Annotated in this window: 15 protein-coding genes; 12 read left to right on the top strand and 3 right to left on the bottom strand. The window is 61.4% G+C overall.

Annotated elements, in window-relative coordinates:
* Positions 1–3: 3 nt before the first annotated feature.
* Positions 4–882, bottom strand: coding sequence for a hypothetical protein (locus tag IM764_RS01465; RefSeq protein ID WP_194186626.1), 879 nt, complete (start codon positions 880–882; stop codon positions 4–6).
* A gap of 167 nt (positions 883–1,049) precedes the next feature.
* Between IM764_RS01465 and IM764_RS01460 the strand changes: the two genes are divergently transcribed.
* From IM764_RS01460 to ndk, 6 genes are all read left to right on the top strand, one after another.
* Complete coding sequence (locus tag IM764_RS01460) at positions 1,050–2,090, top strand: malate dehydrogenase (protein ID WP_194186625.1); 1,041 nt, start codon at positions 1,050–1,052, stop codon at positions 2,088–2,090.
* Between the two features lie 65 nt (positions 2,091–2,155).
* Positions 2,156–3,253 carry an alpha/beta hydrolase gene (locus IM764_RS01455; protein ID WP_194186624.1) on the top strand — a complete coding sequence of 366 codons (1,098 nt, stop codon included), beginning with the start codon at positions 2,156–2,158 and terminating at the stop codon, positions 3,251–3,253.
* 39 nt (positions 3,254–3,292) lie between these two features.
* The gene (locus tag IM764_RS01450) at positions 3,293–6,091 is read left to right on the top strand and encodes a valine--tRNA ligase (protein ID WP_370551502.1); all 2,799 of its coding nucleotides are present in this window, start codon (positions 3,293–3,295) and stop codon (positions 6,089–6,091) included.
* A 145-nt stretch (positions 6,092–6,236) separates the two neighbouring features.
* Positions 6,237–7,766 carry a folylpolyglutamate synthase/dihydrofolate synthase family protein gene (locus IM764_RS01445; protein WP_306345852.1) on the top strand — a complete coding sequence of 510 codons (1,530 nt, stop codon included), beginning with the start codon at positions 6,237–6,239 and terminating at the stop codon, positions 7,764–7,766.
* A 107-nt stretch (positions 7,767–7,873) separates the two neighbouring features.
* Complete coding sequence (locus tag IM764_RS01440) at positions 7,874–8,302, top strand: DUF4233 domain-containing protein (RefSeq protein WP_099299186.1); 429 nt, start codon at positions 7,874–7,876, stop codon at positions 8,300–8,302.
* Positions 8,303–8,365: 63 nt separating this feature from the next.
* Positions 8,366–8,776 carry a nucleoside-diphosphate kinase gene (gene ndk / locus IM764_RS01435; protein ID WP_099299187.1) on the top strand — a complete coding sequence of 137 codons (411 nt, stop codon included), beginning with the start codon at positions 8,366–8,368 and terminating at the stop codon, positions 8,774–8,776.
* A gap of 116 nt (positions 8,777–8,892) precedes the next feature.
* Here the strand turns inward: ndk and IM764_RS01430 are convergent, their stop codons facing one another.
* Positions 8,893–9,693, bottom strand: coding sequence for a hypothetical protein (locus IM764_RS01430; protein ID WP_099299188.1), 801 nt, complete (start codon positions 9,691–9,693; stop codon positions 8,893–8,895).
* A gap of 213 nt (positions 9,694–9,906) precedes the next feature.
* On the opposite strand from IM764_RS01430, the gene IM764_RS01425 reads away from it, so the two are divergent.
* The 6 genes from IM764_RS01425 to IM764_RS01400 all read left to right on the top strand — a co-directional run bounded on the left by IM764_RS01425 (position 9,907) and on the right by IM764_RS01400 (position 18,899).
* Complete coding sequence (locus IM764_RS01425) at positions 9,907–13,368, top strand: translation initiation factor IF-2 N-terminal domain-containing protein (RefSeq protein ID WP_234990891.1); 3,462 nt, start codon at positions 9,907–9,909, stop codon at positions 13,366–13,368.
* 351 nt (positions 13,369–13,719) lie between these two features.
* Complete coding sequence (gene rplU / locus IM764_RS01420; RefSeq protein WP_099299190.1) at positions 13,720–14,022, top strand: 50S ribosomal protein L21; 303 nt, start codon at positions 13,720–13,722, stop codon at positions 14,020–14,022.
* A gap of 41 nt (positions 14,023–14,063) precedes the next feature.
* A complete protein-coding gene (rpmA, locus tag IM764_RS01415) occupies positions 14,064–14,330 on the top strand; it encodes a 50S ribosomal protein L27 (RefSeq protein ID WP_099299191.1) in 267 nt (88 codons plus the stop codon).
* Between the two features lie 150 nt (positions 14,331–14,480).
* Entirely contained in the window at positions 14,481–15,995 is a 1,515-nt protein-coding gene (gene obgE, locus IM764_RS01410; RefSeq protein ID WP_099299192.1) for a GTPase ObgE, read from the top strand.
* A 69-nt stretch (positions 15,996–16,064) separates the two neighbouring features.
* Positions 16,065–17,420 (top strand): glutamate 5-kinase, encoded by a 1,356-nt coding sequence (gene proB, locus IM764_RS01405; RefSeq protein ID WP_099299193.1) that lies wholly within the window; start codon positions 16,065–16,067, stop codon positions 17,418–17,420.
* 174 nt (positions 17,421–17,594) lie between these two features.
* A complete protein-coding gene (locus IM764_RS01400; protein WP_099299194.1) occupies positions 17,595–18,899 on the top strand; it encodes a glutamate-5-semialdehyde dehydrogenase in 1,305 nt (434 codons plus the stop codon).
* A 53-nt stretch (positions 18,900–18,952) separates the two neighbouring features.
* Here IM764_RS01400 and IM764_RS01395 read toward each other — a convergent pair whose 3' ends face one another.
* Positions 18,953–19,873, bottom strand: coding sequence for a YwiC-like family protein (locus IM764_RS01395; protein ID WP_099299195.1), 921 nt, complete (start codon positions 19,871–19,873; stop codon positions 18,953–18,955).
* Positions 19,874–19,999: the final 126 nt, after the last annotated feature.

Raw genomic sequence — 19,999 nt, 5'->3', positions numbered from 1 at the left:
CGGCTACTCGTGCCGATACAGATCGGTAGCTGAGTAGTCGGTGTTTGCGTCGGACGAAGAAGAAACAACACCACGAGACAACGGGGCGGGGGACTGCTCGCGGGAGTACAACGTCGCTGCGACCGACGGGCCGACAGCCAACGAGAGCGACGAATGCGTGTAGCTACTGCCCTGCGAGGTGGGCATGGGGGTGGTGAGGAACGCGAGGACGGCATCAGTCGCCAGAGCTTCCAGACCAGCAGTGTTGCTGGCATCGGTGGCGTTCATGCCGTAGAGCTTGTGAAATGTTGACCCCATGGAGACGGGGAAACTGCACAGGGACAGCATGAGGACGTATACATCCTCGGCGGAGATGCCCGCGCGGAAAGCTCCGACATCGTGGCCGCGCATGAGAATTCGATCCAGCTGCAGCATCATTGGGGAATCGTCCAAGGGGACGTGACGGCGGGACAGCTGCGCGGAATCGAAGAGGTTCTCCGACACAATGAAACGCAGCGCCTGCGGATTGTTTCGTCCGCATCGGAATAACTCGCGGAACAGGGTGCGGATCGCATCGGCGGGCACGGCGGAGGAGACGGAATCGGCGGAGACCACGTCAGCCGCGGGCCACAGTTGGGATAAGGCAAAGCGCAGGCACTCGTCGTAGAGCAACTCAGTGTCCTGAAAGAGCTGGTGAGATGGCTCGTGACCGGCGGATTCCGCCAGCTCTGCGATGGTGGCCTCTGGAACCGCGGGACCAGTGCGCACTAACACGAACAGCGCCTGTTGCATGAGTTCCTGGTACTGCGTGGCGGTTAACCCATAGCGCGACCACGACGAAGGCAGCGGTACGGAGCCACTGTCTCGCCGAGATGAAGCCGCAGGATCTGATGGGGAGGACACGTCCTCATGCTAGTCACGGCCTGCCTGCTGGCACCCGGAGGGGGAGGTGAGTGGAGGGGAGACGAATGGAGGGGAATCAGCGGGAAGCTTGAGAGCGTAACCCCTAGGTGCGGGTTCGACTACCGTGGAAGTTGAACCTTAAACCATCACCATCGCAGGAGTTCACGATGACTATTCAAGAACCCACCTCCGCCAACCTCGCAGGCCAGACCCAGGGCAACGGGGAGCCGCACAATGCAGAAGTCAACGTGGCTATCACGGGCGCTGCCGGGCAGATTGGCTACTCCCTGCTGTGGCGTCTGGCCACTGGCGAGGTGTTTGGCGAGCGCCGCGTGAACCTGCGACTCATCGAGGTGGGCGAGGGCGTGAAGGCCGCCCAGGGCGTGGCTATGGAACTGCTCGATAGCGCGTTCCCGCTGCTGGGGCAGATCACCGTGACGGAGGATCTGCACGAGGGCTTCCGTGACGCTCACGCCGTGTTCTTGGTGGGTGCGAAGCCTCGGCAAAAGGGCGAGGAGCGCTCTGATCTGCTGGCGGCCAACGGGGGGATTTTTGGCCCGCAGGGCAAAGCGATCGGCGAGGTTGCCTCTCCCGATGTCCGCGTCCTGGTGGTGGGCAACCCGGCGAATACGAACGCGGCGATCGTTGCGGCGCATGCCGAGGGAATTGCTCCGCGACAGATCACGGCCATGACCCGCCTGGACCACAACCGCGCGTTGGGTCAAGTTGCAGAGAAGCTGGGTGGGGGCGTGGCCGAGCTGGATCGGATGATCGTGTGGGGCAATCACTCGGCATCACAGTTCCCCGATGTCACGGAGCTGACGCTGAAGGGAAAGCCGGTGGCGGACCAGTTGGATCAGGCCTGGCTGACCGAGGAGTTCATCCCGCGCGTGGCCAAGCGGGGCGCCGAGATCATTGAGGTGCGCGGGCGTTCTTCAGCTGCCTCCGCGGCAAGCAGCGCGGTGGATCACATGCGCGATTGGTTCAATGGCATTGAGGGTGAGTGGGTTTCTGTGGCGCTGCCTTCCGATGGGTCCTATGGGGTGCCGGAGGGCATTGTGTGCTCCTTCCCGTGCCGGTTAGTTGACGGCCAGTGGGAGATTGTCCAGGGACTGAGCATCAACGAGTTCCAGCGGGAACGCATTGAAAAGACTGTGGCGGAGCTGCAGGAGGAGTTTCAGACCGTCAAGGACCAAGGACTGGTCTAACTTCTTTCGGGCGAGTATTGCCATTACCGCCCACGGAAACGTGCGGTTATGTTTGGCTATAAAACATGACTACGCCCCACGCGCCTACCACTGTGGCACCACCGACGTTCCCGCTGGCCACGCACATCACTGCCCGTGCTGCGGGCGCGCTGACATCGCTTCCGCCCTTCGTGTTGCGCCTGTTCGGGCAACTCACTAACACCGACGGCGACACATTGGACTCTGATGTCCGCGCCTCCTTGCTGGCGCTAAAAGTGGTGTCTGGCGAGGACTTCGCGGATCTAGAGCCAACTTTCGGTCGTACCATCATTGACCACGAGGCACACCTGGGCGCGCTGACGTATATGCAGGTCGGCTCTGTCACGGAGTATCTGGTCGACGGCGTACGAGTTCGTCATTACCGGCCGGCTAGGCGAGGCGGCACCGCACCGGAGTCAGAGGACATGCCCACCTTGATCTACATGCACGGCGGAGGTTGGGTGCTCGGCTCGCTGAATTCCCACGATTCCACCTGCCGCTGGATCTGCGCAAAAGCCGAGGTGGCCGTGATCAGCGTGGATTATCGCCTGGCGCCGGAGGCACCGTTTCCTGCGGGATTGGTCGACGTCACGGCCGTGGCCAGCGCCGCCTTGTCCGGAAAGATCCCAGGGGTGGACCGTCATCGCGTGGCAGTGGGAGGTGACTCCGCAGGAGGCAACCTCGCTGCCGCACTGTGTCTGCGGCTGCGCGACGAGGGCAAAGCGCTACCTCGGCTACAAATGTTGTTTGTCCCTGTGACCGATCTGCGCACCTTGGATACCGCAAGCCACCGAGAGTTTGCGAAAAATTTCTTCCTCACGGCCAAGCACATGCGTTGGTACCGCGAGCACTACACACCCAATGAGGACGATAGGGATAGCCCGTATGTTTCCCCGCTCGCGGCGCAGGACCTATCTGGGTTGCCGCCTGCCTATGTAGCTGTGGCGGGATTCGATCCTTTGCGTGATGAGGGGGAGGAGTATGCAAGGAGGATGCGAGACGCGGGAGTGCTGGTGAGTTTGCGTCGACACCCAGGATTGGTGCACCCCTTCGTGAATTCCACCGGGGTATGGAGAGGAGCACGGGCCGCACTCGACGAAGCAGTGGGCGCATTGCGCTTGGGCTTGGGCGTGGTTACGCCTTGAATGAAGGGGCTGTCCGGAGGTCTATTACACTGGTGATTCGTGAGCACATCTAGCCTGAACCCCCAGTCCTCCGGCGCTGCTGGACGTTCCATCGGCGCCGACCGTTCCTCCCAACTACCTGCTGCATGGAACCCGGCAGAGGTAGAAAAGGACCTCTACCAAGGGTGGGTAGACAAGGGATACTTCACGGCGGATGCGTCCAGCTCGAAGCCACCTTTTAGCATCGTGTTGCCACCGCCGAACGTCACCGGCCAGCTGCACATGGGCCATGCCCTAGACCACACCCTGATGGACCATATGGCGCGCCGCAAGCGCATGCAGGGCTTTGAGGTGCTGTGGCTGCCTGGTGCTGACCACGCAGGCATCGCTACCCAGACCAAGGTAGAAGCCAGCCTGAAGGAGACCGAAGGCAAGGGCCGTTTTGATTACTCCCGCGAAGAGTTCATTGAGCGCGTGTGGGAGTGGAAGGAGCGCTACGGTGGGGTCATCCAGAACCAGATGCGGGCCATCGGTGACTCTGTGGACTGGTCCCGTGAGCGCTTCACCTTGGATGAGGGGTTGTCCCGAGCCGTGCAGAAGATCTTCAAGGCTCTGTTTGATCAAGGGCTGATCTACCGCGCGAACCGCCTGGTGAATTGGTCTACGACCTTGCAGACCGCGATTTCCGATATCGAGGTTGTGCACTCGGATGACGAGGGCGAGCTCGTTTCTATCCGCTACGGTTCCCTCAACGATGATGAGCCGCACGTGATTGTGGCCACCACTCGCGTGGAAACCATGCTGGGCGATGTGGCCGTGGCCGTGCACCCAGACGACGAGCGCTACGCAGATCTGGTGGGCACCACGCTGCCGCACCCATTCCTGGATGACCGCCGCATGATCGTGGTGGCCGATGATTATGTGGACCCCGAATTCGGAACCGGTGCGGTGAAGATCACCCCGGCGCACGATCCGAACGACTTCGAGCTGGGCAAGCGCCACGATCTGCCCATGCCGGAGATCATGGACGAAACCGGGCACATCGCCAACACGGGGACACAGTTCGATGGAATGGAACGCTACGAGGCGCGCGAGCAGATCCGCCTAGCTTTGGAGGAGCAGGGACGGATCGTAGGCCGAAAGTTCCCGTACGTTCACTCCGTGGGCCACTCCGAGCGCTCCGGTGAGGCCATCGAGCCGCGCCTGTCGCTGCAGTGGTACGTCAAGGTAGACCAGCTGGCCAAGATGGCCGGCGATGCTGTGCGCGAGGGCGATACCGTGATTCACCCCGCCTCCCAGGAACCACGTTGGTTTGACTGGGTGGATGACATGCACGATTGGTCCATTTCCCGCCAGCTGTGGTGGGGTCACCGAATCCCGATTTGGTACGGGCCAGACGGCGAAGTGGTGTGTTGTGGTCCCGACGACGATGCCCCGACCGGCGAAGGCTGGCGGCAGGACGAAGACGTTCTGGATACCTGGTTTAGCTCTGCGCTGTGGCCGTTCTCCACGATGGGCTGGCCGGATGCTACTGATGAGCTAGCCAAGTTCTATCCGACATCCGTGTTGGTCACCGGCTACGACATCCTGTTCTTCTGGGTGGCGCGCATGATGATGTTCTCCACCTTCGCGGACACCCTGGACGGTTCCCCGCTGGCGGGCGGCCCTAATGGCGTGCCGTCTGCAGAGCGCGGTGGACGTCCGCAGGTGCCGTTCCGCGACGTGTTCCTGCACGGACTGGTGCGTGATGAGCAGGGCCGCAAGATGTCCAAGTCTTTGGGCAACGGCATCGACCCTATGGATTGGGTGCGGGACTACGGCGCCGATGCGCTGCGCTTTACCCTGGCTCGTGGCGCCAACCCGGGCAGCGATCTGCCCGTGGGCGATGATTCCGCGCAGTCTTCCCGAAACTTTGCCACCAAGCTGTATAACGCCACCAAGTTTGCGCTGATGAACGGCGCTCAGGTGGGTGAACTGCCTGCCCGTGACGAGCTGACTGACGCGGACCGCTGGATCCTGGATCGCCTAGAAGCCGTGCGCGAGCACGTGGACATGGCGCTGGATCGCTACGAGTTTTCCTGGGCTAATGAGTCCCTCTACCGCTTTGCCTGGGGCGAGTTCTGCGATTGGTACCTGGAAATCGCCAAGGTGCAGATCCCACGTGATTGGGATGCTGCCAGCCAGGAGGAGATTGCTCGCGGCATCAATACCCAGCTGGTGCTGGGCCGGGTGCTGGATTCCGTGTTGCGCTTGCTGCACCCAGCGATGCCGTTTGTCACAGAGACACTGTGGACGACGCTCACTGAAGGCGTGGAGGGCTACGAAGAATCCTTGGCGATCAGCCCGTGGCCAGACCAGTCGCTGACCAACGGTGGAGCAGAGCAGGACCAGGACGCTGTGCGTCGTATGGAAGACGTGGAGAAGCTGGTCACGGAAATCCGCCGTTTCCGTAGTGATCAGGGAGTCAAGCCCACGCAGAAGGTCCCTGCCAGCGTGGACTTCGCTGCAGCTGATCTGGTGGAGCTGGAGCCAGCCGTGCGTTCGCTGGTGCGCTTGGGACAGCCGGAAGCAGATTTCACCGCTACCGCCTCGCTGGAGGTGCGCTTGTCTCAAGCCACCATCACCGTGGAACTGGATACCTCCGGCACCGTGGACGTGGCTGCCGAGCGCAAGCGACTGGAGAAGGACCTAGCCGAGGCGCAGAAGGAGCTGGACAACGCAGCCAAGAAGCTGAGCAACGAGAACTTCCTGGCCAAGGCGCCAGAGAAGGTCGTGGAAGGCATCAAGGAGCGTCAGCGCGTGGCACACGAGGAGCACGAGCGCATCTCTACCCGCTTGGCCGAACTGCCGCAGGCCTAGAGCCAGCTGTCGCATTCAGTTACTTAGCACGCACCTCGCCAGCCAGAACAGAGAAACGGAGACATCAGTGAGCAAGGACAACCGTGGCGCGGAGAACGCAGATCTCGAAGCCACAACTCAGGACGCGCCCACCGATGACGCGACGATCGAGGCGGCCCTGGAGCAACTTCCCGAGTTCGGCGAAGTCACGCTCGATGAGTCCGGACTGGCCTTGCCGATCGACGCCAACGCCGAGCACACCTCTGCAGCTGACTCCGAGGAGGCGATTGTCCGCCCCGTGACCGCCGAGGAAATGCGGGCGCTAGCGGAGACCGAAGCAGAGCTGGATTTGCGCTGGCCAGAGACGAAGATCGATCCGTCGATGGAGCGCATCGAGCTGCTCATGGATCTGCTGGGTAACCCCGAGCGCGCATTCCCTTCTGTGCACGTGGCTGGCACAAACGGCAAGACGTCCGTGGTGCGCATGGTGGAATCCCTTCTGCGCGCATTCCACCGTCGCACCGGGCGGACCACGAGCCCGCACTTGCAGCTGGTCACCGAGCGTATCGCGGTGGATGGCAAGCCCATTCACCCCGCCGATTACGTGGCGATCTGGAACGAGATCAAGCCGTACGTGGAGATGGTCGATGCGCGTAGCGAGGCCGACAGTGGCCCGAAGATGAGCAAGTTCGAGGTGCTCGTGGCCATCGCCTACGCTGCCTTCGCGGACGCGCCCGTGGACGTGGCCGTGGTGGAAACCGGGATGGGCGGTCGTTGGGATGCCACCAACGTGGTCAATGCAGACGTGGCCGTGATCACGCCCATCGGGCTGGACCATACGGATTACCTGGGCGAGACCATCGAGCTGATCGCGGGGGAGAAGGCAGGCATCATCAAGTCCCGCTGGGACGCCGAAGATTTGCTCACTCCGCCGGATAACGTCACGGTGATCGGCAAGCAGGATCCGGCCGCGATGAGCGTGCTGCTGGAGGAAGCCGTGGAGAAGGATTCCGCGGTGGCGCGTGACGGTGCGGAATTCGCCGTGTTGGAATCCAGCGTGGCCGTGGGGGGACAGCGTTTGACCATCCAAGGTTTGGGTGGTGTTTACGATGACATTTTCCTGCCCCTTTCGGGAGCTCATCAGGCAGATAACGCAGCGATGGCGCTGGCCGCCGTGGAAGCCTTTTTCGGCGCCGGTGGTGAGCGCCAGCTGGACATCGACCGCGTCCGCGAGGGCTTCGCTACCGTGGAATCGCCGGGCCGTTTGGAGCGCGTGCGCTCTGCGCCGAACGTATTCATCGATGCCTCCCACAACCCCCACGGTGCCAAGGCGCTGGCCGCGGCGATGGATCGCGATTTTTCTTTCCGACGCCTGATCGGCGTGGTCGGAGTGCTGGGCGATAAGGATGCGCGTGGCATCCTCACCAACCTGGAGCCCGTGTTGGACGAAGTAGTGGTGACCCAAACGAATTCGCCTCGCGCATTGGATGCGGATGTGTTGGCGGAATACGCTCGCGATGCCTTTGGGGAAGAGCGCGTCCATGTGGCCTACAACCTGCCCGGAGCGGTGGAGCTGGCCACCCAACTGGCGGAGGAAGATGACGATGGCATGCTCTCTGGTTCCGGCGTAATCATCACCGGATCCGTGGTCACCGCAGGTGAGGCGCGAACCTTGTTCGGCAAGGATCCTGCCTAGTTCCGTATAGCAGACAATTTTTCGCGGCGGAACTGCAGCGCAGTACAGTAACCAATCGGAGTACACCTCACGTATCGCGTGAATCAGCCGACAGGAGTGCCAGACACATGGCGAGCAAGCAGCAAGACAAGATGGGGCCACTAGGCCCCGGGCATGCGCCGAAGAACGATCCTCTGAAGGGCGTGCGCGGTGTGATGGCTGGTACTCACATCATGGAAGCCATCGTGATCCTGCTGGTGCTGACCGTGGTGACCCGCGTGGACAATGGCGAGGCTGCCACCACGCTCAACCTGATCTATGTGTCTGGCTTGGGACTGCTGATGGTGGCCGCCGCGTTCGTGCAGAAGGCCAAGTTTGCCGACGTACTGAATATCGGTCTGCAGGTAGTGGCCGTGGCGGGATTTTTCGTCCACATTTCCATGGGGGTGGTGGCGCTGATGTTCGCCGCCGTGTGGTGGTACATCTACCACCTGCGAAATAACCTGCAGGAGCGCATGAAGCGGGGCTTGTTGCCGAGCCAGCACCTAGACATTTAGGCCCGCGCAAAAGGGGGACTGCGAACGCGCGAGGGGAGCGCGTGGGCTGTAGAATCGGCAACCATGACTGAACGTACACTCATCCTGATCAAGCCAGACGGCGTCAAGAACGGCCACGTTGGCGAAATCATCGCCCGCATCGAGCGCAAGGGCCTGAAGTTGGTGGAGCTGGATCTCCGCACCGCTGACCGCGAGACCGCTGAGAAGCACTACGAAGAGCACTCCGACAAGCCATTCTTCGGCGAGCTGGTGGACTTCATCACCTCCGCACCACTGGTTGCAGGCATCGTTGAAGGCGAGCGCGCCATCGACGCTTGGCGTCAGCTGGCCGGCGGCACGGACCCAGTGTCCAAGGCCACTCCAGGCACCATCCGCGGCGACTTCGCTCTGACCGTGGGCGAGAACGTGGTTCACGGCTCTGACTCCCCAGAGTCCGCAGAGCGCGAGATCGGCATCTGGTTCCCCAACCTGTAAGCCTTCACGCTGTCGGTGGGGCCTTGCGCCCGCCCAACGAGCAATCCCCGGTAGCACCATTTAATCGGTGTAACCGGGGACTTTTGCTTGTGCCTTTGCTAGTGGAGTGTGTCCTGCTATTGGCCGTTTTTGATCCGTTCCTGGTACTGATGGCTGGACTTGGGGGATAGGGTGACCCACTCCAGTGCTTCATCCCGGCTGCGCAGTTCGCGGATGGTCACCACGTCACCGGACTTCTTGGCCTGCGTCAGAGCGTTGTTGATATCCGCCTCAGAAGCGCGCAGCTTTTCAGAGAGGATCTTCACCATTACCGCGTTGTGCATTTGAAATCCGCCCGGAACCAGCAGCAGTGCATAGGCTCCGGCGATCAGTGCCTCGGGGCCGCGGGCTAGCACGGCATCTTCTTGTGCAGCGCCCTTTTCTTCGACGCCATGCTCCCCACCTGCAGACCCGTCGCGAGCCTCCAGGAGATCCTCCGGCAGCGTGTAATACTGCGGCCGAGACAACTGGCGTCCAAGAAGCGTGTAGAACAGTGCGAATCCAATGAGCCCCACGATGAGGCCGGTGCCCCAACCTGGCCAGATGCGACCGATGTTGACGAGGAAGAATCCGGAGACAACCACTCCCAACAGCCGCATCTCTTCTCTCCAATTGGTAGCCGTGCGCTGGGCTTCCACATCCGTCTTGAGCGGATCGTAGTTATTGAAGCGCTCCCCGGGACGGCGCATCGCCTTCCACCACACCACTGCGCACCCGGCAAGACAGACCAACAGAATCAGAAATCCCACAGTTCGTCCCGGCTGGGCAACCGTCACGGCAATGGCCACGGCGAGGAGCGCAGCAAAAGCAGCCCGCGTTCCTACGCCGATGCTTCTGTTCTTGCCGAGGTCAATAAACTGCTGCGCCGTGATTTCCATGCAGCTCACTTTAGTGGTCCACCGGACAGGCTTCATGCGCAGCCTGTCCCGCGAGTGTGCAAGAATGGAACATGGATATTGACCCACAACGACGATGCGGCCGATGTCTAACCAGACCTCACTGTACTTTTTATTGCGCAGCGGTCGCCCGAGGCATGCTTTCGGTTGCGACGCATTCCTCAGAGGCGATTTCCGCCTGCATGAAGGAGAAATGTGGCTAACCAAGCCCAAAAACTAGCAGCTCAAGCTGCACAAATTAATCGCACGGAATTGGGGGAGAAGACCCGAGTCCACGCGTTGGCAAAAATGCTGGGAGTATCCAGCAATGAAATGCTTAGCGTCCTGACTTCGCAGGGCATCAGTGACAAGCGCGCTGCCTCGACCGTCACCAAGCAGCAGATAGAGACCGTGCTGGATAGCTTGGCGTCGGATAAAAAGGATGAACCCAAGACCGCCGCGAAGAAGACTGCCAAGAAGGCGGCGAAGAAGACGGTAAAGAAGGCCGCGAAGGAGACTGCGACCAGAAAGTCGACGACGAAGACCGCTAAGAAGTCCACCAAGAAGACGGCAAGGAAGGCGGAGACGAAGACGTCCGCCAAGCCGGACGTCAAGGTTGTCGAAGAACCTGCGGTACAGGGTGAGCAGGCGCCGGAGTCCGTATCTGCCGAGCAGTTGGCTGATGGGGGAGCTACCGGCGAGTTCGTTGCGGTGGCAGAGCCAGCGACGGAGGTCGCGCCACAGGTGGCTGAGGCGCACACTGAGAGTGCTGATGAAGCTAAGTCTGAGGCTGAGCCTGAGGCTGAGAACGATCCTTCGGATGCCACGGTGGATCAGATCATCGCGCCGCTGTTTAACAACGATGGCGATGCGGATTCCTCCGAATCGGTGCAGTCCAATGAGTCCACGGAGTCCGAGCAGAAGCCCAAGCGTCGGGTGCGCCGGGTTCGTCGTGTGGTGCGACGAGTCGGCGTGGATGCGGGAACTGCAGCAGATGGTTCTCAGCCGGAGAAGTCAGACTCAGCACAAACCGAGTCGGACAGCGCGCAGTCGGAAGACACCCAGCCGGAAGACACCCAGCCGGAGAAGTCTGACGCGCAGAATTCCGATGCGGACGAAACCGCCCCAGAGAAGAAGGGGCGTGGAAATAATCGGAACCGGCGTCGGGCAAAGAACAACCGACGAGGCGACCAGGCGGAAGATCGCACCGACGATCAGCAGGTAGACAGCGCCGACGATAATGCCGACCACGACCCTTCCGACCTGCACCCCGCAGAACGCGACGAGGCAGACATCGTCGATGAGCCAGTGCGCTTCAAGGGCAGCACGCGCCTGGAGTCCCGCCGCCGGTGGAAGCAGGAGAACCGCAAGGAATCCCGCCATGTGGTGAGCCGCAGCGAGTTCTTGGCGCGCCGGGAATCCGTGGACCGCGTCATGGTGGTGCGGGATTCTCAGCGCACCGACCACGAGGGTCTGACCACGCAGGTGGGCGTGGTGGAAGACGGCATGCTGGTGGAGCACTTTGTGACCAGCGAAACCCAGCACTCGATGGTGGGCAACGTCTACCTGGGCACCGTGCAAAATGTGCTGGCCAGCATGGAAGCTGCATTCATCGACTTGGGAACCGGTCGCAATGCGGTGCTGTACTCCGGCGAGATGAACTGGCATTCCCCCCACTTGCACAGCAAGAACCGTCGCATCGATTCCGCGCTGCGACCGGGTGATCAGATCATGGTGCAGGTCATCAAGGATCCCGTGGGCCACAAGGGCGCACGCCTGACTGCCCGCGTGAGCTTTGCCGGGCGTTACCTCGTGTACTTCCCAGGCGGCACCACCGCGGGGATTTCCCGCAAGCTGCCAGAGGCAGAGCGCAAGCGCCTGAAGGGGATCCTTTCGCGAGTGATCCCGGGCGAGGGTGGCGCGATCATCCGCACGGCTGCGGAAAATGCCTCCGAGGACAACATCGGCGAGGACGTCAACCGTCTGCACAGCGCGTGGGAAAACGTGCTGGAGCAAGAGAACAAGGCGCGTTCCTCCAAGGGCTCCCAGCCGGTCACGCTCTACGAAGAGCCGAACATGCTGATCAAGGTGATCCGGGACATCTTGAATCCGGACTTCTCCCAGCTCATCGTGGATGGCGACAAGTCCTGGGCCACCGTGCGTGATTACGTCAGCCGCATGGCGCCGGATCTCAAGGACCGAGTGGTCAAGTGGCACCCAGAGCAGCATGCAGACCAGGACATCTTCGCCGGCATGGAGCTGGATGAGCAGCTGTCCAAGGCGCTGAGCCGCAAGGTGTGGCTGCCATCGGGCGGTCACCTGGTCATCGACCACACCGAGGCGATGACGGTGGTGGATGTCAACACCGGATCTTTCATCGGCTCTGGCGGCAACCTGGAAGAGACGGTCACGCAGAACAACCTCGAGGCAGCCGAGGAGATCGTGCGGCAGATGCGCCTGCGTGACCTGGGCGGCATGATCGTGGTGGACTTCATCGACATGGTGCTGGAGGAAAACCAGGATCTGGTGCTGCGCCGATTGACCGAGTTCTTGGGACGCGATCGCACCCGTCACAAGGTCTCAGAGGTGACCTCTCTGGGTCTGGTGCAGATGACCCGCAAGCGCTTGGGTATCGGTTTGTTGGAGACGTTTTCCACCGTGTGCGAGCACTGTGGTGGGCGTGGCGTGATTGTGCACGCAGATCCCGTGGAGCACGAGGAAGAAGAGGACACTCATCCGCGTCGGGATCATGGTCACCGTAAGGAGCGCCAGCAGGCCAAGCGGGAAAAGCAGCGCCGTGAGGAGCATAAGGAAGAGCGGAAGGAAACTCGCAAGGACGATCGCAGGGCTCCAAACAAGGCCGAGCAGAAGTCCGAGAGCAAGCCTGAGCGCAAGTCCGAGCGCAACCACGGCAAGCGCGATGCCGAGCAGTCGAACAAGCGCGCGGAGGAGTCTCGCGAGCACAAGCAGCCGCGCGAGGAGAACAAGGCCAATGGCCGCGGTGGTTCCGGCAGTGGTGCCACGGCCACGCAGCGCCGTCGGGTTCGTCGTGTTGTCCGACGCCATGCTCCCGCCGACCACCAGACCTCCTCGGATCAGTCTGCGGGTGGCAAGAAGAAGGAGTCCGGCCGCGGTAAGTCTGCCCAGGATGCGAAGCAGGGTTCCGGTTCTTCCCGTTCCGCTTCCCACCGCGCCACCAGCTCTGCTGACCGTGTAGCGGCGCAGCGTTCGGAGTCCAAGCGCACGAAGCGTCGAGTACGCCGGGTAGTTCGCTCTGCTGCGCCTGCGGTTCAGCAGGACCAGGGTCAGCAGGGGCAAGCTCAGCACGATCAGGCTCGGCAGGATCAGACTCAGCAGGATCGTGGCCGGCAAGATCGCGACCAGCGGAAGCAGCAGCGGAAGCCCGCTGAGGCACGACAGAGTTTTGCGGAGGCAAAGGCGGAGTTCGATTCCTCGCCACGTCGCAAGCGCAATACTCGAGGCAATTCCCGGTCGGATATCCCTCCGCGTCCGGAGGACTTCCAGCAGCAGGCGGATGCACCTAAGGACGATGCACGCAGGGATACTGCCCGGAAGGACTCTGCGCCCAAGGACACTGCCCAGAAGCCGAAGGAGGCGAAGGTGGCGTCGAACAAAAAGAGGGGACGCGGACGGCGCGTGGTACGTCGGTCCAACTAGGCCGGCCACGCACGGAGGTTCCGCGCTGGCATGGCGCGGAAAATCGCCGCCGTGAGCCAATCCAGGGAGATTTTGGTTATACGGCGGTCAGCGGGTAGTCTTGAGCAGTCGCTGTTCAAATCGCTGGCGACGTGCGCGTTTGCTGCGCACCAGAATCCTGCCCGCGGGATTCCCAGACGGTTCGTGAAACACCTAGCAGATGCCCTTTGCATCGCCGCGAGTTCCCGAAGCGCTCCAGCGAAAAGAACGCAGTGAAAACTATTGTCCAGTCAGGGCGAACACGCAGCCTAGCTTCGGCAAAGCCGCGCGCGAGTTCCTGAGTCGAAGAGAGAAAAAAGGGGTAGCCCTACCATGTACGCGATCGTCAAGACCGGCGGCAAGCAGTACAAGGTTGCCGAAGGTGACCTCGTCAAGGTCGAGAAGATCGAGGGTGAGCCGGGTAAGTCCGTGGCTCTCACCCCGGTTCTCGTCGTCGACGGAGCAGATGTCACCACCGGTGACAAGCTTGCCAAGATCACTGTTAATGCTGAGATCGTGGAGCACATCCGTGGCCCTAAGATCCGCGGCATGCACTACCGCAACAAGACCGGCTACAAGCGCCGTTACGGCCACCGCCAGGACCTCACGGTTCTGAAGGTCGCCGGTATCAAGTAAACTACCGAGACACTTACTCTTCCTTAAGGAGGGAGACACTCATGGCACACAAGAAGGGTGCATCTAGCTCCAGCAATGGTCGCGATTCCGAGTCCAAGCGTCTCGGTGTGAAGCGCTTTGGCGGTCAGCAGGTCAAGGCTGGCGAGATCCTGATCCGTCAGCGTGGAACTTCTTTCCACCCAGGTGAGAACGTCGGCCGTGGTGGCGACGACACCTTGTTCGCTCTCAAGGCAGGCGCCGTGCAGTTCGGCACCAAGCGCAATCGCCGCACCGTGAGCATCGTTGAAGACGAGGTTGTCGAGGCCTAAAGCCCCGAACTTCGTTTTACCGCCAGTGGGATGGAAGACATCCTGCTGGCGGATTTTTTATGAGTGCGAGATGAACTCGTTGAGCACTCGCAGTTTCGTTGTAGCTTTGTCTTTAGACAACACCCTCAGCATGAGGAAAGGAATCCGCCCATGCCGCAATTCGTTGACCGTGTGGTCTTGCACCTGCAGGCCGGCGACGGAGGCCACGGCTGTGCCTCCGTCCACCGCGAGAAGTTCGTACCCCTCGGCGGACCGGACGGCGGTAATGGCGGACACGGCGGAGACATCGTCCTCGAGGTCTCTTCCCAGGTGCACACCCTGCTGGACTTCCACTTCCACCCGCACATTAAGTCCGGGCGTGGAGCCAACGGCGCTGGCGATCACCGTCACGGTGCCCGCGGTGAAGACCGCGTACTGCCCGTGCCCGAGGGCACCGTGGTTATCAACGAACGCGGGGACGTGCTGGCGGACCTTACGGGTGTGGGCACACGGATGATCGTCGCTCAAGGTGGCCACGGTGGCCTGGGCAATGCGTCGCTGGTCTCTAAGGCACGCAAGGCTCCGGGTTTCGCACTGCTCGGTGAGCCGGGGGAGCACAAGGACGTCACCCTGGAGCTGAAGTCCATGGCCGACGTGGGATTGGTGGGCTTCCCGTCTGCGGGCAAGTCCTCGCTGATCTCCGTACTCTCGGCGGCTAAGCCGAAGATTGCTGACTACCCCTTCACCACGCTGGCTCCCAACCTGGGCGTGGTTAATGTGGGCAATGAAGTGTTCACTATGGCGGACGTGCCGGGTCTGATCCCTGGTGCCAGCGAAGGCAAGGGTCTTGGCCTTGACTTCCTGCGCCACATTGAGCGCACTGCCGTGCTGGCTCACGTGGTGGATGCCGCGAGCTTGGAGGCCGAGCGCAACCCGATCGATGACATTCAGGCTTTGGAGAAGGAACTGGCCAATTACCAGTCTGAACTGTCCACGGATTCCGGTTTGGGCGATCTGCGAGACCGCCCGCGCGTGATCATCCTCAACAAGATGGATGTTCCGGACGCGGAAGACATGGCTGACCTGCAGGAAGAAGAGCTCAAGCAGTTCGGCTGGCCGATCTTCCGCATCTCTACCGTGGCGCACAAGGGACTCAATGAGCTGAAGTACGCCCTGGCAGAGATCATCGCCCAGCACCGTAAGGATCACCCGATTGAGTCCAAGCCGGCGCAGGTGATCACCCCGCAGTCTTTGCGCAAGAACTCTCGCGGTGGACACTTTGCGGACTTCGAGGTCTCCGTGGACCCCGAGTACCCAGATGCATTTATCGTGTCTGGCGAGAAGCTGGAGCGCTGGATCAAGCAGACAGACTTTGAAAACGACGAGGCCGTGGGCTTCCTCGCGGACCGTCTGGCCAAGGCTGGCGTGGAGCAGGAGCTGTGGAAGGCCGGAGCAGTGGAGGGCTCTGAGGTGACCATCGGAGCAATCACGTTCGAATGGGATCCACAGACCGCTGCGGGCGTGGACATGACTCCTACCGGCCGCGGTACGGACCAGCGTTTGGAGAAGAACCAGCGTGTGACCTCCGACGAGCGCAAGCGTGCCTCCCAGGCGCGCCGAGGCTTGATCGACGAGTTGGATTTCGGCGACGGCGAGCAGGCGGATACCGAGCGCTGGGAAGGTTAAGCGCACTTAATGCGCTTAATGCAGCGTAGTTTTTCACCGAAACATTAAGTAGCTGGCATACTGGGACGCATGTCAACTGCGGATAACGAAGAGAATTTCGCACAGCCGAGCGAGGTGCCAGGGGCCTCCAGCGCGGCATCGGGTTTTGTGTATTCCGGCCCAAGCGAGATCGCCGAGCCCTTTCAACCTGTTGGGGGCTACGGCACCAGGCCGGTGCACCGCCCAGGTCCGGTGGTTCCAGCGACCACCATCGAGTTCCCGGATCCGGACATCGATGAGGATCACCCAGCGTTTGGCCATGCCTCTCGCTACCGTGAGGACATCGCGTCCGCGCGCCGCATCGTGGTGAAGATTGGTTCTTCTTCTTTGACCGACGACGACGGCCGCGTGGACCCAGATCGCATCGATACCATTGCCGATGCCCTCGAGGCGCGCATGGCACGAGGCACCGACGTGATCGTGGTGTCCTCCGGTGCTGTGGCCTGCGGCATGGGTCCTTTGGAGCTCAGCCAGAAGCCCACCGACTTGGCGACCAAGCAGGCTGCTGCCTCCGTGGGACAGGTGCTGTTGGCTCAGGAGTGGGCGCGTAGTTTTGCCCGTTACGGTCGAACGATCGGCCAGGTGTTGTTGACTGCGTCCGACGCCGGGGTTCGCGATCGCGCACGTAATGCCCAGCGCACTGTGGACCGTCTGCGCCAGTTGAAGGCCGTTCCGATTGTGAACGAGAACGACACGGTGGCCACCTCCGATATGCGCTTCGGCGATAACGATCGCCTCGCTGCACTGGTCAGCCACCTCGCCTTCGCTGATGCTCTGTTCTTGCTCTCTGACGTGGACGGCCTGTTTGACCGTAACCCCGCTGAGCCTGGCGCGCAGTTTGTGCCCGAGGTGAAGTCCGGCAAGGATTTGCGCGGAGTGGTGGCCGGCGACGGTGGCCGCTTGGGTACCGGCGGCATGGCAGCCAAGGTTTCCGCAGCCCGGCTGGCTTCCCGCGCGGGCGTGCCCGTGCTGCTGACCTCTATGGATAACATCGGCGCCGCACTGAATGAAGCCCAGGTGGGAACCTGCTTCTGGCCACGCGAAGATCGTTTGTCCGCATGGAAGTTCTGGGTCCTCTACGCGGCCGAGTCCCATGGTCGCTTGCACTTGGATAAGGGTGCTGTGGATGCGGTCATCGAGGGACGCAAGTCGCTGTTGTCCGTGGGTATTACCCGCGTGGAAGGCGATTTCTCCCAGGGCGACGTAGTGGACATCGTGTCCGACGAAGGGCGCCTGGTGGGCCGTGGCGAGGTCAGCTACGATTCCACGATGCTGGACGGCATCATCGGAAAGTCCACCAATGACTTGCCTGATATCGCGCAGCGCCCAGTGGTGCACGCGGACTACCTGTCCACGTACTCCAACCGCGCCGAGCTTCCTCGGTAGTTCTTGCTTGAGCGCTTCGTCGGTGGGCGCCGAGGTAGCGAGACCCGAGTAACTCACCGGCGTCCAGGTAGCGAGACCCGAATAGCTCATCCCATGTAGCGAGTGCAATGAGATTTTTGCACTCGCTACATGCATATCTGCAGGTTGCGTTCAACCTCGGTAAAGTGGAAGGACATGACTAACGAGAACAATCAGAACGCAACTGACCTGACCCCCGAGCGCCAAGCAGAACGCGATGAAGTTCTCGCCAAGGCACGCAAGGCCAAGGACGTTAGCCAAACCACTCTCTTGACCACCGAGCAGAAGAATGACCTCCTGCTCGATGCAGCCGATGCACTTGAGGCCAATACCGAGTCCATCTTGGCTGCCAACGAGAAGGATCTCGAAGCCGGCCGTGAGCGCGGTTTTGATGATTCCCTCCTGGATCGTCTGTCCCTGGATAAGGAGCGCATCGCCGGTATCGCCGACGGTCTGCGCCAGGTTGTGGGCTTGCCTGATCCGGTGGGAGAGATCGTCCGTGGTTTCACCCGCCCCAACGGCCTGCGCATGAAGCAGGTTCGCGTGCCACTGGGTGTGATGGGCATGGTCTACGAGGCTCGTCCCAACGTGACCGTGGATGCCTTTGGCCTCGCTATCAAGTCCGGCAATGTCCCACTGCTGCGTGGTTCGAAGTCCGCTCGCCACACCAACGAGCAGGTCGTGGAGATCCTGCAGGACGTCGCTGAAAAGCACGGCGTATCCCGCGACATCGTCCAGCTGCTCCCTTGCGAGACTCATGACTCCGTGCAGGACCTAATCACCGCTCGTGGCTTGGTGGATATGGTTATCCCTCGCGGTGGTGCCGGCCTGATCAACGCCGTGGTCACCGGTGCTACCGTGCCCGCCATCGAGACCGGTACGGGCAACTGCCACTTCTATGTCGATGCCTCCGCGGACGTTGACGAAGCCATCCAGCTGGTGATCAACGGCAAGACTCGCCGTTGCTCCGTCTGCAACGCTACCGAGGTGGTTCTGCTGGACAAGGCGCTGTCTGACGAAGACAAGAAGCGCGTCCTGACCGCCCTGCAGGAAGCAGGCGTGACGATCCACGGTGAGAAGTCCGAGCTGGACTCCCTGGTCGATGACGTGGTGGAAGCAGAGGACAAGGACTGGACCGATGAGTACTTGAGCTTCGATATCGCTGCCGCCATCGTCGATGGCGTGCAGGGTGCCGTGGAGCACATCACGAAGTACAGCTCCGGACACACCGAAGCTATCTCCGCTCGCGACTACTCCGCGATCAACCATTTCGAGACCTACGTGGACGCAGCGGCACTGTCCATCAACACCTCCACTGCATGGACCGATGGAGAGATGTTCGGATTCGGTGCGGAGATCGGCATCTCCACCCAGAAGCTGCACGCCCGTGGCCCAATGGCACTGCCAGAGCTGACCTCCACGAAGTGGGTCATCAATGGTGACGGTCACGTGCGCCCATAAGAGCAGTAAGAGGCGGCTCGTTAGAGGCAGCCCGATGAGGGCTGCGTGAGCCGCTAGAGGCACAGCACGCAGGCGATGCCGAGGACGAGAGTCGGCGGCATTTCCCACACACCCACGCGCTTGGGAGTCCACGCGCGTGGGTTTTGTGCTGCCAGGGCGGGAATTTTCCGAGTGCGGTAGAGACACCAGCCGAACAGCCCTATCAGCAGCCCACCACTGACGAGGAAGCGTCCACCGGCCATGAGCCAGAGGCTGAAGGCAGCGACGATGAGAAGCGCGGCGAAGTGGTAGAAGAACGATAGCTTCAGGTAGGCGGGATTGCCCTTTTCCCTGATCAGCGTCTTGACATACGGAATGGTGCCGACGAAATACAAGGCAACCGCCACGGTGGCGGTGAGGAGTTCGAGAGGCTGGAAAGACAAGAACTCCGGCAAGGGCACAGTGGCGGCCGAGACCATCACGGGGATCATCAGAGAGCTCGCGAGTGTGGTGGAGATGCCGCTGGAGAGGGAACGAGGTTGGCGTCGGACAACTTCGACGAATGCCCACGTGACCAACGGAAGAAAGAAGAACACCCACAGCACCATCTGCCAGCGTAAGGCGAGTGTGAGGAGGCCGAAGCCTGCCACGAGGCTGCCGTATGTGAGCATGGGCGTGCGATAACGGCGCTTGCGCTGCGGATTACGGGCCTTAAACCAGAGGTCAAAGGCGAAAAACATGAAGTAACCGAGGATCCAGGTGGCGGCGATGCTCAGCAGGAGAACAAGAGTGCGCGGGCTCTGGAAAGGGGCGGGGGACATGCGTAGTCCGAGGATGAAGCCGATCAGCAGCGGCAGGATGAGCATGGCCCACGCGCCGTGCTGATTGGGGACCCACGGGTTGATACCGCCTCGCTTGAATTTGGGCCTTGTTTTGGACTTGGCTTCGGCACTTGCTTCGGGCGTGGTGGGAGTGGGCGGGCGACGCGTGGACATCGATACCTCTGCTTAGACATAAAAGGTGTTTATATGATACATCTTTAAGCCTATGGGAAGAGGGGCCTAGCGCGAAAGCATGATTTCCGCGCCTGACCCCTCATCTTGGGTGAAGCTCTAGTGAAT

Origin of the sequence: Corynebacterium sp. ED61 (assembly GCF_015233855.1) — a bacterium.
Lineage (GTDB): Bacteria > Actinomycetota > Actinomycetes > Mycobacteriales > Mycobacteriaceae > Corynebacterium > Corynebacterium dentalis.
This window is presented reverse-complemented; position numbering and strand designations above follow the sequence as displayed.

Excerpts from the sequence above, each read along its gene's own strand:
- IM764_RS01460 (WP_194186625.1), top strand. The coding sequence starts at position 1,050 with ATGACTATTCAAGAACCCACCTCCGCCAACCTCGCAGGCCAGACCCAG.
- IM764_RS01455 (WP_194186624.1), top strand. The coding sequence starts at position 2,156 with ATGACTACGCCCCACGCGCCTACCACTGTGGCACCACCGACGTTCCCG.
- IM764_RS01440 (WP_099299186.1), top strand. The coding sequence starts at position 7,874 with ATGGCGAGCAAGCAGCAAGACAAGATGGGGCCACTAGGCCCCGGGCAT.
- ndk (WP_099299187.1), top strand. The coding sequence starts at position 8,366 with ATGACTGAACGTACACTCATCCTGATCAAGCCAGACGGCGTCAAGAAC.
- IM764_RS01430 (WP_099299188.1), bottom strand. The coding sequence starts at position 9,693 with ATGGAAATCACGGCGCAGCAGTTTATTGACCTCGGCAAGAACAGAAGC.
- rplU (WP_099299190.1), top strand. The coding sequence starts at position 13,720 with ATGTACGCGATCGTCAAGACCGGCGGCAAGCAGTACAAGGTTGCCGAA.
- rpmA (WP_099299191.1), top strand. The coding sequence starts at position 14,064 with ATGGCACACAAGAAGGGTGCATCTAGCTCCAGCAATGGTCGCGATTCC.
- obgE (WP_099299192.1), top strand. The coding sequence starts at position 14,481 with ATGCCGCAATTCGTTGACCGTGTGGTCTTGCACCTGCAGGCCGGCGAC.
- proB (WP_099299193.1), top strand. The coding sequence starts at position 16,065 with ATGTCAACTGCGGATAACGAAGAGAATTTCGCACAGCCGAGCGAGGTG.
- IM764_RS01400 (WP_099299194.1), top strand. The coding sequence starts at position 17,595 with ATGACTAACGAGAACAATCAGAACGCAACTGACCTGACCCCCGAGCGC.
- IM764_RS01395 (WP_099299195.1), bottom strand. The coding sequence starts at position 19,873 with ATGTCCACGCGTCGCCCGCCCACTCCCACCACGCCCGAAGCAAGTGCC.